Below are 20407 nucleotides of genomic sequence, written 5' to 3'. Positions count from 1 at the left end.
CGTCAGCCCGGCTTTCCCTTGCCACGCCCCATGTCCAGCAGCGGCATGAACAGCTGGGCCAGCGGCCCGATCGTGCAGGCGTACAGCACGGTCCCGATGCCCACGGTGGCGCCGAGGGCGAACCCGATCACCAGCACCGCGATCTCGATGCCCCAGCGCACCGCCCAGATCGGGTGCCCGCGCTGGGCGAGCCCGGTCATCAGGCCGTCGCGCGGCCCCGGGCCGGCCTGCGCGCCGATGTAGCAGCCGGTGGCGAAGCCGTTGAGCACGATGCCCGCGATCAGCACGACCCAGCGCAGCCACAAGTGGTCGAACGACGGCAGGAGCGCGAGGGTGACGTCCATCGAGGTGCCGACGAGCAGGACGTTGCACAGCGTGCCCAGCCCCGGTTTCTGCCGCAGCGGGATCCACAGCAGCAGCACGGCGGCGCCGATCAGGTTGGTCCAGACGCCGATGCTGAGCCCGACCGTGCGGGTCAGCCCCTGGGCGAGCGCGTCCCACGGCTCGACGCCGAGCCCGGCCGCCACGACCATCGCGTCGCTGATCCCGTAGAGCACCAGCCCGAAGAGCAGCTGGCTCCCGCGCCGCACGGGCCTGCCCGGCGGGATCAGCGGCGACTGCAGCAGATCGGCCGCCCGCACGCGTGATTTCGGCACCGTCCGGGCCACCCCTTCCCCGCAGAGTCGTCCCGAAGTCTACGGGCACCGGCGTCCCACCGCGCGGCTCAGCGCACCGGCGTCGCCCGGAAGGGCCGGAAGAACTCGCGCAGTTCCGCCGCGTACAGCTCGGGTTCCTCGAACGGCGCGAAGTGGCCACCGCGCGCGGGCTCGGTGACGCGTGTGACGTTCGCCGTGCGCTCGAGCCACGCCCGCGGCGGTGTCAGGAAATCCCCGGGGAACAAGGAAAAGCCGGACGGCACCTCGACGCGCCGGGCGAGCCGCTCGGGTGGGATCGCGGAGTTCGCGCGGTACATCCGCATCGACGAGCCGATCGTCGCGGTGAACCAGTAGAGCGTCACGTTGGTGAGGATCTCGTCCTTCGTGAAGCTACGTTCGACGTCGCCGCCGCAGTCGCTCCACGCCCGCATCTTCTCGACGATCCACGCGGCCAGCCCGACCGGCGAGTCGGTCAGCCCGAAGGCCGCGGTCTGCGGCTTCGTGCGGTGCATCGCCGCGAAGGCGCCCTCGGTCCCGCTCCAGGCCGGCCAGGCGGCCAGCCAGGTCCGTTCCGCCGGCGTGAGGTCCGCCGGGTCGCCGGTGAAGACCGGCAGGCCCGGGTCGGTCCGGTGGACCGCCACCACCCGCTCGGGGTGGTCGAGCGCGAGGAAGCGGCTCACCTGGCTGCCGACGTCGCCGCCCGCCGCGCCGAACCGCGCGTACCCGAGATCGCCCATCAGCTCGGCCCACAGCCCGGCGACGGCGACCGAGTCGAGGGGTGCGGCCGGCCGGTCCGAATAGCCGTAGCCCGGCATGTCCGGCACCACGACGTCGAACGCGTCGGCGGGGTCGGCGCCGTGCGCGCCGGGATCGGTCAGCAGCGGGACGACCTTCGAGTAGCGCCAGAACGAGTCCGGCCAGCCGTGGCTGAGGACCAGCGGAAACGCGGGTCCGGCCGCGGCTTTCGCGTGCACGTAGTGGATCCCGAGGCCGCCCACCGGCGCGTGGAAGCGGGGGAGCCTGCCGAGTGCGGCCTCCTGCGCCGGCCAGTCGAACTCGTCGGCCCAGTACGCGGCCAGCTCGCGGAGGTAGGCGACGTCGGTGCCGAGTGCCCACCCGGCGTCTTCGGGGGCGTCGGGCCAGCGGGTCGCCCGGATCCGCGCACGCAGGTCCTCGATGGCCGCCGGCGTCGTCCGGGGGGTGAATGGGTCGGCGGTCGCCGTGGAGGTCTTCTCGGTTGTCGACACCGGCAAAGGCTATAGTCGGTGTCGGTGACCGTCAACACCGGTATGGGGTTACAGTGGTGTCGTGAACATCGCGGTGGCGGATCTGACCCTGGTCGAGCAGTTCCTCAACACGCTCGACCAGCGGACCTTCCGCTGGCACGGCGAGAAGCGCGTTGCCGCCGACCGGCTGACCTCGGTCGAAGCGCTCTACGAGTGGCTCGAGGAGCACGATCTGGTCGCCGAGGGGCAGCGGCTGCGCCCGGCCGACCTGGCCGCCGCCGTCGCCTTGCGGACCGCGCTGCGGGAAGCGCTCACCGACGGCGCCGCGCGGGCCCTCGCCGAATTTCCCCTGCGCCTGGCGCCGGACCCGGCCGGCGGGCTGCGCGTCACCGCCGACAGCGGCGTACCCGGCCTCGACCCCATCCTCGAGACGGTGGCGGTGAACGTGGCGAGCGGTGGCTGGCACCGCCTGAAGCTGTGCGCGGCGGAGGACTGCCGCTGGGCGTTCCACGACACCTCCCGCAACGGCGGCGGCCGCTGGTGCACGATGGAGGCGTGCGGCAACCGCACCAAGACCCGCGCCTACCGCCGCCGCACGAGCTGATCTCTTCCGGTCGCCCACTGTCCTCAGTGGACTCCCGGCGACGGCGGGCCCGGTCAGCCGACGGCGTTGTCGGCGTAGTTCACCGTGATGTTCTTGAAGCCCAGCGACTGCAGCAGGCCGACCAGCATCGTCCGGGTGTTCTTCTCCGCGTCGGCCACCAGCGGGCTCTTCTCGGCCGCGGCCTGGATCTGCTTCTGCGCGAGTTCGTACAGTGCCTGCTGCGAGTTCGGGTTGCCGCTGAGGAACTCGTTGATCCGGGTGAACAGGCCCTGCTGCTGCGCGTAGACGTGGGACTCGTGCACGTCCAGGGTCGCCGGCTCCAGCTGGGCGTGGCCCAGGGTGATCGTGGCGGACAGGCGGTCGTCGGAGACCTTGATCGCGTCGCCCTTCAGGTGCGAGAAGTCGACGAAGGCGTTGTCCGTGCCGACGCCGATGAACAGCGTGTCGCTGCCCACGAGGAAACTCGGCAGCACCGAACCGGTCGCGATGTCGACGACCACCTGGAACGAGCCGCTGGCCGCCTCGTAGCGGGATAGCTCGACGATCGACTGCAGCAGCACCGGACCCGAGTGCTCTTCGGTGTGTTCGGCGAACGGGTTCCGCAACTGGGGTAACAGGTGTACGGCCGATCCGACGAGCACCGCCGCGACGACGACCACTACGGCCACGGCCATGGCGATGAGCCGCTTGCCCCATTTACTCATACCGGCAGGAATACCCACGTCGCCGCCCGGTCAAGCGGCCGGCGGCGGTACGGTGTTGCCCGCTCGCGTGGCCGGCCCTCCGACGACGGGAAACATCGTGCGCAAGTCCCTGTGGCTGTGGATCCTGCTCCTCGTCCTCGCCGTCCTGGTGCTGGGGATGATCTTCGGCGGCTACCGCATGGGTACCAAGCTCGGTGCCCCCGAAGGCGATCAGCCGTCGACGTCCATCGCGTTCGGGTCCTTCGGCGGCTTGTAGGTCGCGTTGAAGTCCGCGATGTCCTTGTCCGTGATCGACTTGAGCTCCTTCGGGTCGAGGTCGCCGCGCTCCAGCGCGGCCCAGTCGTCGGCCGTCGGGTTCTTGTAGAAGCCGCCGTAGCCCGGCCATTCGCCGGTGCGGGCCGCGTCGCGGGCGCCGTGCATCTCGGCTGCGTCCCACTTGTCGATCGGCTTGGTCGTCACGTGGCCGGTGCCGTCCACCGTGTGGCCGCCCGCCGGGGTGGCCTGGCCGGCCTGCGGGTTGTACCGCATGCCCTCGCCGCCGGAGTGCATGTCGTCGACCATCTTGTGGTACGAGTCGTCGGCGATGTCCATCCGCTTCTGCTCGGCGTCGTAGGAGGCCCGGTCCGGGTGGTTCGGGTCGGCCTTGACGTCGTCCCGGCGGTCCTGCTCGGCCTTCGCCTTGTCCGCCGTGTCCTTGTCGTAGAGCGGGTGGTCCTTGTTGTGGACGTGGTTGGGGTCGTCCCCGTGGTAGACCTGATCGGAGAAGCTGTGCGGCTTGTCGTAGCCCGCGCCGATGGTCTGCGAGTTCTGGAAGCCCTGCTGGTGCCCGTAACCGAGCTGGTTGAGCTGCACCGCGCTGCTCGGGTCGTTGGCCTCGATGGCGTTGCGCTGCGCGTTGCGGTACGACCCGAGGCGGTCGTCGTAGCCGAGCTTGTCGTCCTTAGTCGTGTTCGGCGAGTCCCGGACGTCGCCCTTGGTGAACCCGGACTCGTGGTTGCTGCCGCCCTTGCCCGTGCCCGGGTGGTACCGGTGGTTGGCGTAGTCCTCGTAGTACGCGTTGGCGTTGTTCTCCAGCGGCTTGCTGCTCTTGTCCGCCCGGGAGCCCTTCGCGGCGCCGTTGTCGGTCAGGATGTCGTAGCCGGCGGCGTGCTCGGACTGGTGCGTCTTGTCCCCGTCGATCTTGAAGTCGTGCTTTTCGTCGAGGCGCTTGCGCTCGGCGTTCCGGTCGCCGTAGGTGCCTTCCGGGTACTTGCGCTTGCTCGTCGACGGCCCGGAGTTCCCGCGGGCGTAGGGGTGCGCCTGGGCCTTGGCGGCCGCGGCCGCGCAGGGCGTGGTCCGCGTCGGGGCCAGGCCGAGCGGGTCGATCATCGCGGTCGGGTTGCCGACGTAGGCCAGCGAGTCCGGCGCCGGGGTCAGGCCCAGCGGGTCGTGGGAGAGGTACCGGCCGGTCTCCGGGTCGTAGTAGCGGTGCCGGTTGTAGTGCAGCCCGGTCTCGGGGTCGTGGTACTGGCCCGGGAACCGCAACGGCGTCCCGGCCGTGCCGCCGGCCGAGACGACCGGGCCCCACAGCGCGGTGTGCACGTGCCCGGCCAGCGCGCCGGTGTCGTCGACCAGCTCCGCGGGCGCCCCGACCAGGTCCGAGACGATCGCGTGGAACCGGTCGCCGCCGGCCGCGCCGAGGACGCGTTCGGTCTGGGTGAGCGGCAGCCGCGCGCCCGGCGCGTACTCCCACACCGTGGCGACCGGCGGCCGTCCCGGTCCACTGTGGACCTGTTCGGCGGGGAGCTGGCCGTCCCAGGCGAATTCGACCTGCTCGGCGACGCCGCCGGTGGCGTCGAGGCGCTGCTTGGCGACGCGCCGGCCGAGCGGGTCGTAGCGGTAGCGCCACCCGACACCCTCCGGCGTGCGGACGCCGAGCAGCCGGTTCTCCGCGCTCCACTCGTAGGTCCAGCGCTTCCCGCCGCGCTCGCGGGCGGTGACGCGCCCTTCGCCGTCGTGGGTGTAGCCGGTGGGGCCGGCGGTGGTGAGCAGGGTGCCGGTGTAGGCACGCGGACCGGTGGCCTCCGGCGCGCCGGACCAGCCGGCTCCGGTGACGGCGCCGGTCACGTCGTAGTCGTAGTTCTCCTGCCAGCGCGGGCCACGCACCGCGCGGACCCGCCCGGCGGCGTCGACGTCGAGGGTGCGCGGCCCGGAGATCAGGTCGTCGACGCCGGTGAGGTAGCCGTCGATCAGGTAGCCGTACTCGCGCCGCTGCACGGTCTCCGCGCCGCGGAGCACCGTCTGCGCCGAGAGCTGCCCGGTGGGGGTCCAGTCCTGGCGCAGCTCCGCCACCGGCCCGGCGCCCTTGTGCAGCCGGCGCACCGTTTCCCGGCCCGCGGCGTCGTAGCCGAACCGCAGGGTGCGCCCGGCGGTGGCCAGCGCGGTCGGCCGGTCGGCGGCGTCGTAGCCGATCACCGACTCCGCGCCCGACGGCGTCCGGCGGCCCACGCGGCGGCCGAGCGGGTCGTAACGGGAGTAGACGACCCGGCCGTTGATCGACTCGGACAGCACGCGGCCGAGCGCGTCGTAGGTGAACCGGACCTCGCTGTGCGCGTTGGCCGCCGACAGCATCCGGTCGGCCGCGTCGTAGGTGAACACGGCGACCTCGTCGGCGCTACTGCGCCGCACGACCCGGCCCACGCTGTCCCGCTCGAGGGTGATGGCCTGCCCGGCGCCGTTGGTGCGGTGCACGAGCCGCCCCGCGGCGTCGTAGCCGTAGCGCAGGACGCGCCCGTTGTAGTCGGTCTCGCCGACCTTCCGGCCCGCGGCGTCGTACTCGTAGCGCCACACCAGGCCGCGTTCGTTGGTGACGGAGGTGAGCCGCAGTTCGGTGTCGTAGCCGTACTTCAGCGTGCCGCCGCCGGGGCTCCGCTCGCTGACCGGCACGTCGAACTGGGCGTACTCGATGCGGCTGACGCCGCCGCGCGCGTCCGTCCGCTCCTCGAAGCTGCCCCGCGCCGTCGAGGCGAACCGCTCGACCGCGCCGTCGGCGTCGCGCGCCTGCACGAGGTGGCCGGCGGCGTCGCTGACCAGGGTGGTGGTGTGGCCCAGCGGGTCGGTCGTGCTGGTCGTGTTGCCGAGCGCGTCGTAGCCGTAGCGCCACACGGCGCCGTCCGGCTCGGTGACGAGCACGGGGAGCCCGGCGGCGTTGGCCTGGATCCGGGTGACGCCGCCGAGGGCGTCGGTCGCGGAGTCCACGGTGCCGGTGAAGGGGTCGTAGGTGTAGGCGGTCGCGGCGCCGGTCGGGTCGACGGTGCGGGCGAGGCTGCCGCGCGCGTCGTACTCGTAGCGCCACACGGCGCCGTCCGGTCCGGTCACCGCCGCGGGCCGGCGCCGCTCGTCGTAGCCGACGACCATGCGGCCGCCGTCGGGCCGCGTCACCGCGGTGAGGTTGCCGATCTCGTCGTAGTCCCAGCGCGTGACGTGGCCGAGCTCGTCGGTCTCGGCGACCACGCGCCCGAAGCGGTCCCGCTCGGCGCTGGTGGTGTGGCCCAGCGGGTCGGTCTGCCCGATCACCCGCAGCCGCTCGTCGAGCCGGTAGCGGGTGACGGCGCCGAGCGAGTTCGTGACGGTCGTGACGCCGGGCTCGTAGGCCAGTTCGGTGTTCAGGTAGCCGCCGGTGCCCTGCGCGCGCACGCAGCGCCCCTGGGCGTCGTAGCCGTAGCGGTACCAGCGGCCGTTGACGTCGTCCCAGCGCACCAGCCGGCCGTCGGCGTCGTAGGTGAACTTCTGCGGGGTGCCGACCGCGTCGACGACCTCGACCAGCCGGCGCGCGGCGTCGTAGCCGTACTCCGCCAGCGGGATCGGCGAGCCCGCGGTGCGCAACGCCGTGACCAGGCCGTCGGCGCTGTCGATCTCGACGCGGTAGCCGCCGGAGTGCTCGATGGCCACCGGCACGCCGTCGCGGTAGCGCAGCACGATCCGGTTGCCCGCGCCGTCGACGACCGCGCGCAGCGGCAGGGTGGTGGCGCCGCGGCCGGCCGCGAAGTAGCGCATCCGGTCGGACTGCGGGTCGCCGACGATGAACCCGTGCCGGACCCGGCGCAGCGCCAGGTACGGGCCGCTCTCCGGGACGACGGCCTCGACCCCGCGCGGGACCGGGTAACGCAGCAGCGTGCCGTCGGCCAGGGCGAGGTGCAGCCCGACCGGCTCGACCTCGAGCCGCTCGTCCAGCGTCGAGGTCCAGGTGGGGCCGAACAGCCGGCCCGCGCGGTAGGTCGACAGGTGCGTGCGCGCGACCACGAGCGGCAGCGCGCCGGGCAGCGACACGTCCTCCTGCTCCAGCATCACCGCCCCGGTCGCGACGTCGATCGGGTCGCCGCAGTCCGTCTTGTCCTTGGTCGGCGTGGTGTGCTCGTCCGGCTTGGCGTTGTTGTCCTTGATCCGCGGCCCGTCGTCGGGCTTGCCCTTCGGCGTCGACGACGGTTTCGTGTCGCCACCGTCGGGACCCTTCGACGCCGGGGGCGGCGTGGGGTCGGGGTTCTTGGGCGTTTCGTCCGGACCCTTGGACGCGGGCGGCGGATCGGTCTTGGCCGGCGGCGCGTCCGCACCCGACGAGTGCGTACCGTCGCCGTCACCCTTGGCGCCGGACGGCGACGTGTTCCCATCACCCTTCGGCGGCGGATCCGTCTTCGCCGGCGGCGCGTCCGGCCCACCCTTGCCCTTCGGACCACCCAGATCCTTCGGATTCCCCTTGATGTCGATCTTGTTCGGCGGCGGAGACGCCTTACCCGGCTTGATCTTCCGCAACGCCTTCGCCGCATCCGAGAACAAATCCCCGGCCCGCTTCAGCAACGGAACCAGCGCCTTCAACGCCGTCACCAGCCGCTTCACCAAGTTCGCGATCTTCGACGCCGTCTTCGCCACCGCACCGATCACCTGCGGCACGACCCAGGTGAGGCCGATACCCAGGGTGAACACGACCTGGAGCGCCCAGCTGATCAGGTGCCCGATCAGCTCCGCGATGATGTCCCGCACCAACGCCCGCACCGCCGCGACGACCTCACCAGCGGTCTTCACACCGCTGGAAGCGCCTTCACAACCCTTCTGCGCCGTGTTCAGCAACGTCACCGTGTCATCAGCACGCTGCCGATAGCTGTCACCCGCGGGCCCGGTCCAGGACGCGGTGTCCGCTTTGACCATGCCGGTCAGGTCTTCGCCGATGCTGCCCAGCTCCGTGGCGATGTTCTTCCACGTCTCCGACTGCGCCGCGATCTCATCCGCGTTGCCGGTCAAGCCGTTGAGCGCTTCCTTGAGCGGCCCGACGTGCTCCATCAGCCACCCGACACCCGCGGCCAGGACCGCCCCGAACGGGTCCATCGCCATCGACAGCGCATCGAGAGCAGTGCCGACGGCACCCATCGCGACCGAAGCCCAGTCACCCGACTCGATCGCGGACTTGAGGTCGGCCGCCGACTCCAGCAGCGAGACGCCCGAATACGCCTTCGTCGAGTCCTTGGTCTCCGCGACCAGCGGATTGCTCACGTGCGACTTCCCCTCCACCGGCCGAGCTGCAACAAGTGAAGTTAACAAGAACCATCCGGGTGAACCACGTGAACCCCGGCTGAATGCCTCTTCGCCCCGTCGATCTTGCCCCGTTCCTCGTGCGGTCCACGAGGACTCACGGGCCGATGTCCGAGGCGTAGGCGAAGAGGGTGACGCGGTCGGGCAGCTTCGTCTTCGTCATCAGGCTGGACACGTGCTTTTCCACCGTCTTCGGGGAGATCAGCAGCCGCCGGGCGATCTCGGTGTTGCCGAGCCGGTGCGCCAGGAGCCGGAACACGTCGTACTCGCGGACGGTGACGCCGGCGTCGAGCAGCTCCCGGGGGAGCCGGTGCAGGCCGGGGCGTCGCTGGCGGACCGGCTCGCCCGCGCGGCGCAGCAGGACCCGGCACGCGCCGGCGACCGCCGGGACCGCGGCGTCGTGGAAGTACTCCTCCGCGGCGCGCAGCCACGGCACCGGGTCACCCCAGCCGTCGGCGAAGGCGGCCTCGGCCACGAGCCGGGCCCCGAGGTGGATCGCCATCCGGTACGGCCGGGCCGCGTCCCGGGCCTCCTTCGCCGCGGCTTCCGCGCGGGCGCTGTCGCCGTGGCGGCCGTGCAGGACCGCCTCCGCCAGCGCGGTGAACTGCCGGTTCCAGCGCAACCGGCCCGCCGGGGCCGCGGCCGCGGCCGCCAGCTCGTCCGGACCCAGGTCGCCGGCCAGGACGTCCAGCAGCGGCCCGAGCCCGTGCCGGCCGGACAGGGGAGCGCCGCCGGCGAGCCTCAGGTCGCGCCGGGCGCGGTCGCGGTCCTCCTCGAGCAGGGCGCAGAACGCCTGGGCCAGCCCCAGGCCGGGGTCACCGTCGGCGGCGCGGATCCCGGCCAGCGCCTCGGTCATGCCCGCCCGGTCCGCCTGGTGGGCGGCGCAGACGGCGCGGGTGACGCGGACGTGGCGGACGACGGCGTCGAGGTGGTGACGCTCGGCGGCCGCCGCCAGCCGGGCCGGCTCGCCGGGCCGGTACTCGCCCCCGAGCACCTGGCCGTACCGGACGATCCGGGCGTCCGCCGCGTGGCTCACCGCCACCGCGCCACCGCGGTCCGCCTGGTCCCGGGCCAGCACCAGGCCGCCGACGTCCCCGTCCGCCTGCGCGAGGTGCTCGCCCAGCCGGAGCAGGACGTGCGTGCGCCACAGCGGCAGCCGGTGCGTGTCGGTCAGCAGCCGGGCCCGCTCGAGGTGGTCCCGGGCCGCGTCCGGGTCCCGCTCCCAGGCGAGGACGCCGAGCGCGAGCAGGGCCTGGCAGGCGACGACCGCGTCGTCGTGCCGTTCGGCCTGCGCCAAGGCGGCTGTCGCCAGCCGCCCGGCCTCGCTGGGGTCGGCTCCGCCCGGGGCATCTAGCAGCAGGAGCGCGTGGACGGCGTCGATCGCCGCGCCCTGCCGGTCCGGGCCGGCGGACCCGTGACACGCCCGGGCGGCGGCCACCTGGGCGAGCCCGGCGTCGTACCGGCCCGCCAGGCAGGCGGCCCAGGCCAGCCGCGCGTGCAGCGCGGCGGCCCGGTGGAACAGGCCGACCTCGTCGAGCCGGCCCGACAGCTCGAAGGCCCGCTCGACCTGCCCGGTCTCGCCGAGCACGTAGGCCAGCGATTCGAGGACACCGCCACGCAGCGGGAGATCGGGGCTGTCGGTCAGCAGCGCGTCGGCGCGGCCGAACAGCCCGACCGCGGCCCCGGCCGCCCCGACGGCGAGCGCGCGCTGCCCGGCGTCCGCGAACAGCCGTCCCGCGACGGCCCGGTCGCCCGCGAGCCGCCGCAGCTCTGCGACCCGGGCGCACCAGTCGCCGGGGAGCCCGGGGTGCAGCCGTTCGGCGGCGTCCGCGGCGAGGCGGGCGAGCTCGGCCCGCCGGGTGGGACCCAGCCGGGTGAGCACGGCTTCGACGGTGAGCGGGTGGCGGAAGGCGTACCAGCCGAGCGCCGCCGGGTCCGGCTCGACGAGCCGCGCGTCGATCACGGCGTCGAGGAAGCCGGCCACCGTCCGGTCGTCGGCCCCGGCGGCCCGCTGGACCACCGGCGCGGCGAACCGGGCGCCCATCACGGCCGCGGCGGCCAGCAGCTCGGCGCCGTCGGATCCCAGCTGGGTCATCCGGGCCTCGATGCTGGTGACCAGCGCGACGGGCACGGTCCCGGCCGGTTTGTCCGCGAGGTGCCAGCCGTCGGCCCGTTCGAGCAGCAGCCCGTCGTGGATCAGCTCGTGCAGGAGTTCTTCGACGAGGAACGGGATCCCGGTGCTGAGCTGCCACAGGTGCCCGGCCGTCGCGCCCGGCACCCGCTCGCGGTCCGTGCCGAGGCACGCCGCGATCACGCCGTGCACGTCGTCGCGGCCCAGCCGGTGCAGGGTCCGGACCGCGCAGACGCCGTGCCGGGCCGCCGAGCGGGCGATGTCGCGGGCGGTGGAGGTGTGGTCGCGGATCGTGCCGATCAGCAGGACCCGGGCCGATTCCAGGTTGTTGACCAGGTACTCCAGCACGAACAGGGTCTCCGCGTCGGTGTCGTGGAGGTCGTCGAGCACCAGCACGCAGCCGCCGGCCCGGCCCACCACCGCGAGCAGCCGCAGCACCGCCTCGGCGACGACCAGCAGCGGCGGCGCCGGGTCGTCGTCCGGGCCGGTGCGCCAGTCCGGGACGAGGACGCCGAGCGCCGGCAGGTACGGGCCGAGCTCGGCGACGTCGAGGGGTTCGGTGTCCCGGGTCAGCGAGAGCAGGGCCTCGGCCAGCGGGCGGAACGGCACCAGCGGGCCGATCGAGCTGCCCTGGCCGCGCAGCACCCGGGCGCCGCGCCCGGCCGCCCGGGCGGCCACCTCCCGCGCGAGCCGGGACTTGCCGATCCCGCTTTCCCCGACGAGGACGACGGCGCGGCCGTGCCCGGCCAGCGCGTCGTCGAAGGCCGTGGCGAGCTCCCGCAGCTCGCCGTCCCGGCCGATCAGGTCCGGCGACCGGATCAGCATGCCCGGTGGGTACCGGGTAACGGGACATGATCATCGGAATAATCGTATTCGCTCATCGAATTGTTCCCCCAGCTCTCCGGTCACTCCGGATAGGCACTTCTTGGATACACGACGGGCGTGATCACGCCAAGCGGGACCGAATACTGGAATAAGCGGGAGCGTTGCGCGGAGGTCTTCTGGTAACGGGGCGGGCGAGTCCCCCAGGTTTTCCCGGCCGGATCGCGGGACCCCGGAATCCGGGGCTCGCCCGATCGGAGGTTGACACGCGCCGGGCGCGTCCGCGTCCCGCTCCGGCGCCGTGAGCCACGCCGCACCGGTGGTCCGGGCCGGCGGCGCCGACGCGCCGGTCGGGCCGGATTCGCGCTGCTGACGGCGATTCCGCGAGACGGCGGGGGCACTCCGCGGGAAAGGTGGGGGAGCGGCCCCCATGGCGCCGCGCCGCCCGGCATGGGCAGACTGGCGATCGCCACGGCTGGGGTGCGGTGGACCGGGGCACTGGGGTGACACGGCGGGAATGCGACGCGGAGCGATCCGCGCCGCACATCGGCGCGAACTCGTATTCGGCAGGGTCGCCGGATTCGGCGCGCCTTTCGTCGTGCTCCCGGGCAATCATCTCGAACAGGACAACTCCTTGACGCGGCGACGCGGAAGTCGCGGACCGGCAGAATGCGGGGAAAACAAGTGCTTGCGAACGGAATCACCCGGGTCGGCGTGGTCGGCTCGGGCACGATGGGCGCGGGGATCGCCGAGCTCTGCGTGACGAAGGGTGTCGACGTCCGGCTGGCGGTGTCGCGGGAGTCGTCGCTGGTCTCGGCGCCACGGCGGATCGCGGCGTCGCTCGCCCGCCGCGTCGAGAAGGGGAAGCTGGCCCCGGCCGAGCGCGACGCCGCGCTGGCCCGCCTCTCGGTCGGCACGGACCTCGCCGACCTCGCCGACCGGCAGCTGGTGATCGAGGCGATCCCGGAGGACGAGCAGCTCAAGCTCGGCCTGTTCGCCACGCTCGACAAGGTCGCCGCCGACGACGCGGTGCTGGCCACGACGACGTCGGCGATCGCGATCACCCGGCTCGCCGCGGTGACCAGCCGCCCGGAGCGGGTGATCGGCCTGCACTTCTTCAACCCGGTCACGGCGCTGCGGCTCGTCGAGGTCGTCCCGGCGCTGCCGACGGCCGACGCGGTGACCGACCTGGTGACGGCCTTCGCCGAGGACACGCTGGACCGGCGGGCGGTCACCGTCGCCGACCGCAGCGGCTTCGTGGTCAACGCGCTGCTGATCCCGTACCTGCTTGCGGCGATCCGGATGGTCGAGGCCGGCTACTGCCCGGCCGAGCGGGTCGACCTCGCGATGGAACTGGGCTGCGCGCACCCGATGGGCCCGCTGCGGCTGGCCGACCTGATCGGCTTGGACGTCGTCGCCGCCATCGCGGCCGCGCTGCACGCGGAGTTCAAGGAGCCGCTGTACGCCACGCCGCCGTCGCTGGCGCGGCTGGTCGAAGCCGGGCACCTCGGCCGCAAGACCGGCCGCGGCTTCCACACCTACTGAAACCCCTTGAGGAGAAACCGATGCACTCGTTCCTGAACATCAAGAAGTCGGCCCGGATCAGCGACGACTTCTGGGACGTCACCAACAAGGCCGGGCTGTTCGACGTCGTCGTGGCCGGGCTCGGCGACGGCCGCCACCGCGCGCTCGCCGACGGCCACGAGTTCGTGAACATGTCCTCCTACTCCTACCTCGGCCTCGACACGCACCCGAAGCTGGTGCGGGCCGCGGCCGACGCCGTGCTCGCCGAAGGCGCGCTGAACACCTCGACGTCCCGGATGCGCGTGCGCTTCGGGGTGCTCAGGGACGCCGAAGCGGCGCTCTCGGAGCTGTTCGACGTCGAGGCCGTCACGCTCAATTCGTGCGCCGCCGCCGCGTGGGCGGCCCTGCCGCTCGTCGCGTCCGGCATCTTCACCGAGGGCGAGCCGCCGCTGATGGTGTTCGACAAGAACGCGCACTTCTGCCTCAACGCCATGAAGCCGAGCGTCGCCGACGAAACCGAAGTCGCCGTGGTGCCGCACAACGACGTCGAAGCGCTGGAACAGCTGTGCAAGCAGCACAAGCGGGTCGCCTACGTCGCCGACGGCGTCTACAGCACCGGGGGCCAGGCACCGGTGAAGGAACTCCTTCGCCTGCAGGAGAAGTACGGCCTGTTCCTGGTCTTCGACGAGGCCCACGGCATCTCCACGGTCGGCCACCGCGGCCGCGGCGTCGTGCTCGAAGAGCTCGGCCAGATCAACGACCGCACGATCATCATCACCTCGCTGAACAAGGGCTTCGGCGCGTCCGGCGGCGCGATCTTCCTCGGCCGCCGCGGGTCCCAGTGGCGGCTGGACACCGCGCAGCGCAACGGCGGCCCGCTGATGTGGTCGCAGCGGATCAACACCGCGGGCCTGGGCGGGCTGCTCGCGTCCGCGGAACTGCACCGGACTGCTGAACTGACCGCGTTGCAGCAGCGGCTGCAGGACAACATCGCCCTGTTCGACCGCCTGGTGGAGACCGGTGAACGCGGCGACGGCCTGCCGATCCGGTTCGTCCGGGTGGGGTCGGAGGACGCGACCGTCCGGCTCGCGCAGGGCCTGTTCCGCAACGGCTTCTACGTCTCGCCGATCTTCTTCCCGATCATCGGCCGCGGCAAGGCAGGGCTGCGGATCATGCTGCGCGCCAGCATGACCACCGCGGAGATCGAGCGGTTCGCCGCGTTGCTGGGCACGTTGGGGGAGGCGTGACGGCCCTGCGTTCGCACGTCGACGTCGCCTCGGCCGGCTTCCGCCGCAACGCCGAGGACTTCGAGGTCAACCGTGGGGTGATCGCCCTGGCCAAGGCCGCGGCGCTCGCCGGCGGCAGCGAGAAGGCCCACCGCAAGCACGCCGGCCGCGGCAAACTGACCGCGCGGCAACGGATCTCCCGGCTGCTCGACCCCGGCACGCCGCTGCTGGAGGTCGGCCAGCTCGCCGCGCACGACGTCTACGACGAGCCGGTCCCCTCGGCCGCGCTCGTCACCGGGATCGGGGTCGTGGCCGGCCGGCCGTTCATGATCTTCGCCAACGACGCCACGGTCAAGGGCGGCACGTACTTCCCGCTCGGCGTCCGCAAGCACCTGCGCGGGCAGAAGATCGCCCGCGAGAACGGCCTGGGCTGCCTCTACCTGGTCGACTCCGGCGGGGTGTTCCTGCCGCTGCAGGAGGACCTCTTCCCCGACGAGGACCACCTCGGCCGGATCTTCCGCAACATCGCGGAGATGTCGGCCGCGGGGCTGCCCCAGCTGGCGGCCGTGATGGGGTCGTGCACCGCCGGCGGCGCCTACATCCCGGCGATGTGCGACGAGACGGTGATGGTCCGCGGCACCGGCACCGTGTTCCTCGGCGGCCCGCAGCTGGTGCGCGCGGCGACCGGGGAGGTCGTCGACGCCGAGACGCTCGGCGGGGCCGACCTGCACACCCGCGTCACCGGCGTGGCCGACCACCTCGCCGAGAACGACGACCACGCCCTCGCGATCCTGCGTGACCTCGCCGCGCGCAGCACCCGGCCGCGGCTGGCGGAACCACCTCAGGCACCGCGGCCGCCGAAGTACGACCCGGCCGAGCTGTCGGGCGTCGTCAGCGCCGGGCTCAAGGAGCACATCCCGGCGCGCGAGATCCTGGCGCGGCTGCTCGACGACAGCGAGCTGACCGAGTACCGCGCCCGGTTCGGCCCGACGATCGTCTGCGGGACCGGGCACGTCGGCGGCTACCCGGTCGGGGTGCTGATCAACGACGGCGTCCTGTTCTCCGAGAGCGCGCAGAAGGCCGCGAACTTCATCGAGGTGTGCGCGCAGCGCGACATCCCGCTGCTGTTCCTGCACAACATCAACGGGTTCATGGTCGGCGCCGAGTACGAGGCCGGCGGGATCACCAAGCACGGCGCGAAGCTGGTCAACGCCGTCTCGTGCGCCAAGGTGCCGAAGTTCAGCCTGGTGATCGGCGGCAGTTACGGCGCCGGCAACTTCGCGATGTGCGGGCGGTCGATGGGCTCGCAGCTGATGGCGATGTGGCCGAGCGCGCGGTCCACGGTCGTCGGCGCGGAGCAGACGGCGAAGGTGATGACCCTCATCCGCGGCGACCAGCTCGCCAAGGAGGGCCGCGAGCTCACGCCCGAGGAGGAAGCGGCCATCCGCGAGCCGATCCTCGCCTCCTACGAGCGGCAGGCGCAGCCGTTGTACTACGCGGCCCGGCTGTGGGTCGACGCCGTCGTCGACCCGGTCGAGACCCGGGACTGGCTGGCGCTGTGCCTGGCCATGGCCGCCGACGCGCCGAAGCGGGAGACCCGCTTCGGGGTCTTCAGGATGTGAGGGAAGATGCCGAAACGTGTGCTGATCGCCAACCGCGGCGAGATCGCCCGCCGGATCGCGCGCACCTGCCGCCGGCTCGGCGTCGACCACGTCGCCGTGCACTCCGACGCCGACGCGGGCGCCGCCCACCTCGACGGCGCCTTCGAGACCGTCCACATCGGACCGTCGGCGGCCCGGGAGAGCTACCTCGACATCGACGCGGTCGTCGGCGCGGCGCTGCGGACCGACTGCGACGCCGTCCACCCCGGTTACGGCTTCCTGTCGGAGAACCCGGAGTTCGCGGCGCGGGTGACCGAGGCCGGGCTGGTCTACATCGGACCGGACGCCGCCACGATCGCGGCGATGGGGGACAAGGCCCGGGCCCGGGAGCTGATGGCCGCCGCCGGCGTGCCGGTGCTGCCCGGTTCGGAGCACGCGACGGAGTCCGCGGCGCAGCTGCGCGCCGACGCCGCGCGGATCGGGTACCCGGTGATCCTCAAGCCCGTCGCCGGGGGCGGCGGCAAGGGCATGCGCGTGGTCCACGGCGAAGCCGAGCTGCCCGACGCGGTGGCCGAGGCCGTCCGCCTCGGCCGGGCCGGCTTCGGCGACGGCCGGCTGCTGGCCGAGCGGTACGTCGCCGCGCCCCGGCACATCGAGGTCCAGGTGTTCGGCGACCGGCACGGGAACGTGGTGCACCTGCTCGAACGCGAGTGCTCGCTGCAGCGCCGGCACCAGAAGATCGTCGAGGAGGCGCCGGCCCCGCACCTGCCGCCGGTCACCCGCAAGGCCCTGCTCGACGCGGCCGTGCGGGGCGCCACCGCACTGGGTTACGTCGGCGCCGGCACGTTCGAGTTCATCCTCGACGGCGACGGCCGGTTCTTCTTCCTCGAGGTCAACACCCGGCTGCAGGTGGAGCACCCGGTCACCGAGGAGATCACCGGGCTCGACCTGGTCGAGTGGCAGCTGCGCGTCGCCGACGGCGAGCCGCTCCCGCTGCCGCAGCACCGGATCCGGGCCACCGGCCACGCGATCGAGTGCCGGATCTACGCCGAGGACCCGGCCCACGGGTTCCGGCCCGCGCCCGGCCGCGCCGAGGTCGTCGAGTGGCCGCCCGAGGTCCGCGTCGAAGCCGCCTTCGACGGTCCCGGCGCGGTGCCGGGCTTCTACGACCCGATGGTCGCGAAGCTGGTGGCCGCCGGGCCGGACCGGGAAACGGCGCTCGCCCGCCTCCGCACCGCGATCGGGGAGACCACGCTCGTCGGGCTGACCACCAACCTCGGTTTCCTCGGCGAGCTGCTGGCCGAACCCCGGGTGCTCGACGGCCGCGTCGACACCCACCTGGTCGACGCCTTCACCGCCCGGTCCGCGCCGCCGGACCGGGCGGCGCGGGCCCTCGCCTGCGCGGCGGCCATGGCGGTGCCGGACCGGACCGCCGGGGCCTCGCCGTGGTCGGGCACCGTCGGGGCGTTCGACCGCGCCGCCCTCGACCCCGACGCGCCGCTCGGGCGGATCGGGCTCCGTCACGAGGGCCGGGACCACGAGGCCCGGCTGCTGTCGCGCGACCGCGCCGGGCTGCGCGTCGACACCGACGGCGGCCGCTTCACCGTGCTCGCCGAACCCGCGCCGGGCAGGCTGGTCCGCGGCACCGTCGGGACCACCCAGTGGACCGGGTTGGCCACCGCGGCCGGCTACGAGATCGTCATCGGCGGCCACCGCGTCGCGCTGGGCCGCCGGAGTTTCGACGAAGGCGGCGGTGACACCTCCGACGGCGCCGTGCGCACGCCGATGCCGGGGGTCGTCGTCGGGGTGGCCTGCGCACCCGGTGCCCGAGTTGAAGCGGGGGAGCTGCTGGTGGTCGTCGAGGCGATGAAGATGGAGAACCGCATCGTCGCGCCGTTCGCCGGGACGATCGAGCGGCTTTCCTGCGCGCAGAACGAAACCGTCACCGCCGACCAGGTCCTGGTCACGCTCACACCCGAAGGAGACACCCATGCCTGACGCACCGAACCTGCTGTTCGTCGGCGGCGCGCGCCCGCTGAGCTTCAGCCTCGACATGGCGACCGAGGCGCTCGCCCAGGCCGCCGTGCGCGGCCTGCGCGTGCACGTCACCAACACCGCCGAGATCCTCGCCGCCACCGCGCCGGTCGTCGCGGCGGCCACCGTCCAGTCCACTGTGGACGTCCTGGCGCCCGGCGCCTCCGCCGCGTGGGCCGCGGCCCGGGTCGCGGCCGGCGAGCGATTCGACGCCGTCTACGCGCTGCAGGAGCTGGCGCAGGTCGCCGTGGCCGAGACGGCCGAAGCCGTCGGCGCGCCCGGCAACCCGCCGGCCGCGGTGCACCGCGTCCGGACCAAGGACGCCTGCCGCGAGGCGCTCGCCGCGGCCGGGTTCCCCCAGCCGGTCGTCGGGCTCTGTACCGGCGAAGCCGAGGCGGCGGTGTTCCTGAAGGAGCACGACGGGCCGTGGATCGTGAAGCCGCGCGACGCCATGGGCAGCGTGGGCGTCAGCCTGGTCACCGACGCCGCCGAGCTGCCCGCGGCGCTCGCCCTGCTGCCGGACGCGAAGCCGTTCCTCGTCGAGCAGTTCGTCGACGGGCCGGAGTTCAGCGTGGAAGGCGTCTTCCTCGGCGGGGTCCCGAAGATCCTCGCCGTCACCGCCAAGGAGAAGGTCCCGCCGCCGTTCTTCGTCGAGACCGGGCACGTGCTGCCGGCCCCGCTGCCTGACGCGCGGCGCCGCGAGATCGAAGCCACCGTGGCGGCCGCGCTCACCACGCTCGGCCTGCGGACCGGCGGTTTCCACGTCGAACTCTGGCTCACCCCCGCCGGCGTCGTGCTCGGCGAGGTGCACGGCCGCTTCGGCGGCGACTGGATCCACCGCATGCTCGCCCACGCCATCCCCGGCCTGGAGCTCTACGGGCTGGTCTTCGACGACATGCTCGGCCGGCCGGGCACCGGCGTCCCGCTGGAGCCGAGCCGCGGCGCGGCCGTCCGGTACTTCACGCCGCCGCCGGGACGCCTCGCCGCCGTCGAGGGCTGGGAGCAGGTGCGCACGCACCCCGCCGTGCTGCACGCCGAGCTGGGCGTCGGGCCCGGCGACGAGGTCAAGCCCCTGCAGCGCTCCGGCGACCGCGTCGGGTTCGTGGTCGTCGGCGCCGACACGCCGGAGGCGGCGAGCGCGCTGGCCGCCGACCTCACCGGTTCCGTGAAGTTCCTCTTCGAACCCGAGATCGAGCCCGAGATCGACCCCGAACCCGAGCCCGGCCGGCTGCCCGGTCTCTGGGCCCTGCGCTGACGACCGAAGGACGACATGACCAGCGACATCGGCATCATCGCCACCGGCTCCTACCTGCCCGACCGCGTCGTCACCAACGCCGAGATCGCCCCGGCGGCCGGCGTCGACGCCGCGTGGATCGAACGCAAGACCGGCATCCGCGAACGCCGGCACGCCGCCCCAGGCCAGGCCACGTCGAACCTCGCGGCGATCGCGGCCGACCGGGCCCTGCTCGCGGCCGGGCTGAGCCCGGACGACGTCGACCACGTCGTCGTCGCCACCTCCACCCCGGACCACCCGCAGCCGGCGACGGCCAGCCTCGTCCAGCACCTGATCGGCGCCCGCTCGGCGAGCGCCGTCGACGTCAACGCCGTCTGCAGCGGGTTCGTCTACGCACTGGCGATGGCCCGGGGGCTCGTGCGCGACGGCGGGCACGCGCTGGTGATCGGCGCCGACGTCTACTCCCGCATCCTGGACGTGCGTGACCGCAAGACCGCGATCCTGTTCGGTGACGGTGCGGGGGCGGTCGTGCTCGGAGCGGTACCGGCGGGAGGGGGCGTCATCGGCACGCGGCTGCGCGGACACGGTGCCGACCACCGGCTCATCGGCGTGCGCGCGGGTGGCAGCCGGGTGCCCGCGTCGGTCCGCTCGGTGCTGGACGGCGAGCACTACTTCCGGATGGACGGGCGTGGCGTGCGCGAGTTCGTCAGCGGGCACGTCCCGGCGGCCATCGCCGGGACCCTGCGGGAGAGCGGGCTGCCCGCCACCGCCGTCGACCACCTCGTGCCGCACCAGGCCAACGGGGTGCTGCTGCGCGAACTGGGGGAGGCGCTCGACCTGCCGAACGCGACCCTGCACCTGACCGTCGACCGGTTCGCCAACACCGGCGCGGCGTCGGTGCCCATCACGCTCGACGCCGCCCACCGCGCCGGCGCGCTCGACGTCGGCGATCTCGTGCTCCTGGCCGGGTTCGGCGGCGGCATGAACCTCGGCATCGGCCTTTGCCGCTGGACGGCCACGCCGCCGCGGAGCGACACCGCCGTCCGGAACCACACCAGCGCCCTGTCCCACGGCTGAGAAAGG

13 protein-coding genes are annotated in these 20407 nt (G+C 73.3%); 8 read left to right on the top strand and 5 right to left on the bottom strand.

The window, feature by feature from the left end:
• Positions 1 to 2: 2 nt before the first annotated feature.
• Both yczE and OG439_RS18650 read right to left on the bottom strand, forming a co-directional pair.
• On the bottom strand, positions 3 to 623 hold the full coding sequence (gene yczE, locus OG439_RS18655; protein WP_326951568.1) for a membrane protein YczE: 621 nt from the start codon (positions 621 to 623) through the stop codon (positions 3 to 5).
• Positions 624 to 724: 101 nt separating this feature from the next.
• Positions 725 to 1903, bottom strand: a complete 1179-nt coding sequence (locus tag OG439_RS18650) for an epoxide hydrolase family protein (protein ID WP_326950627.1) — start codon at positions 1901 to 1903, stop codon at positions 725 to 727.
• Between the two features lie 61 nt (positions 1904 to 1964).
• Here OG439_RS18650 and OG439_RS18645 point away from each other — a divergent pair, with 61 nt between their 5' ends.
• Positions 1965 to 2486 carry a CGNR zinc finger domain-containing protein gene (locus tag OG439_RS18645; RefSeq protein ID WP_326950626.1) on the top strand — a complete coding sequence of 174 codons (522 nt, stop codon included), beginning with the start codon at positions 1965 to 1967 and terminating at the stop codon, positions 2484 to 2486.
• Positions 2487 to 2539: 53 nt separating this feature from the next.
• On the opposite strand, the gene OG439_RS18640 is transcribed toward OG439_RS18645, so the two are convergent.
• Complete coding sequence (locus OG439_RS18640; protein WP_326950625.1) at positions 2540 to 3190, bottom strand: DUF4230 domain-containing protein; 651 nt, start codon at positions 3188 to 3190, stop codon at positions 2540 to 2542.
• A gap of 97 nt (positions 3191 to 3287) precedes the next feature.
• Here OG439_RS18640 and OG439_RS18635 point away from each other — a divergent pair, with 97 nt between their 5' ends.
• Positions 3288 to 3446, top strand: a complete 159-nt coding sequence (locus tag OG439_RS18635; protein ID WP_326950624.1) for a hypothetical protein — start codon at positions 3288 to 3290, stop codon at positions 3444 to 3446.
• Here the strand turns inward: OG439_RS18635 and OG439_RS18630 are convergent.
• Together OG439_RS18630 and OG439_RS18625 are read right to left on the bottom strand one after the other, a co-directional pair.
• Entirely contained in the window at positions 3401 to 8713 is a 5313-nt protein-coding gene (locus tag OG439_RS18630; RefSeq protein ID WP_326950623.1) for an RHS repeat-associated core domain-containing protein, read from the bottom strand. The genes OG439_RS18635 and OG439_RS18630 overlap by 46 nt on opposite strands.
• 136 nt (positions 8714 to 8849) lie before the next feature.
• Complete coding sequence (locus tag OG439_RS18625) at positions 8850 to 11708, bottom strand: helix-turn-helix transcriptional regulator (RefSeq protein WP_326950622.1); 2859 nt, start codon at positions 11706 to 11708, stop codon at positions 8850 to 8852.
• Between the two features lie 681 nt (positions 11709 to 12389).
• On the opposite strand from OG439_RS18625, the gene OG439_RS18620 reads away from it, so the two are divergent.
• The 6 genes from OG439_RS18620 to OG439_RS18595 are packed head-to-tail and all read left to right on the top strand — an operon-like array spanning position 12390 to position 20401.
• A complete protein-coding gene (locus OG439_RS18620) occupies positions 12390 to 13250 on the top strand; it encodes a 3-hydroxybutyryl-CoA dehydrogenase (protein ID WP_326950620.1) in 861 nt (286 codons plus the stop codon).
• Positions 13251 to 13270: 20 nt separating this feature from the next.
• Positions 13271 to 14476 carry an 8-amino-7-oxononanoate synthase family protein gene (locus OG439_RS18615; RefSeq protein ID WP_326950619.1) on the top strand — a complete coding sequence of 402 codons (1206 nt, stop codon included), beginning with the start codon at positions 13271 to 13273 and terminating at the stop codon, positions 14474 to 14476.
• Complete coding sequence (locus tag OG439_RS18610; RefSeq protein ID WP_326950618.1) at positions 14473 to 16077, top strand: carboxyl transferase domain-containing protein; 1605 nt, start codon at positions 14473 to 14475, stop codon at positions 16075 to 16077. The genes OG439_RS18615 and OG439_RS18610 overlap by 4 nt, the downstream gene beginning before the upstream one ends.
• Positions 16078 to 16083: 6 nt before the next feature.
• Positions 16084 to 18054 carry an acetyl/propionyl/methylcrotonyl-CoA carboxylase subunit alpha gene (locus OG439_RS18605; protein ID WP_326950617.1) on the top strand — a complete coding sequence of 657 codons (1971 nt, stop codon included), beginning with the start codon at positions 16084 to 16086 and terminating at the stop codon, positions 18052 to 18054.
• On the top strand, positions 18047 to 19345 hold the full coding sequence (locus tag OG439_RS18600; RefSeq protein WP_326950616.1) for an ATP-grasp domain-containing protein: 1299 nt from the start codon (positions 18047 to 18049) through the stop codon (positions 19343 to 19345). The genes OG439_RS18605 and OG439_RS18600 overlap by 8 nt, the downstream gene beginning before the upstream one ends.
• Before the next feature lie 15 nt (positions 19346 to 19360).
• Positions 19361 to 20401 (top strand): 3-oxoacyl-ACP synthase III family protein, encoded by a 1041-nt coding sequence (locus OG439_RS18595; RefSeq protein ID WP_326950615.1) that lies wholly within the window; start codon positions 19361 to 19363, stop codon positions 20399 to 20401.
• Positions 20402 to 20407: the final 6 nt, after the last annotated feature.

Origin of the sequence: Amycolatopsis sp. NBC_01307 (assembly GCF_035975215.1) — a bacterium.
Lineage (GTDB): Bacteria > Actinomycetota > Actinomycetes > Mycobacteriales > Pseudonocardiaceae > Amycolatopsis.
Note: the sequence above shows the minus strand (reverse complement) of the source record. Positions and strands in the feature narration are given on the sequence as shown.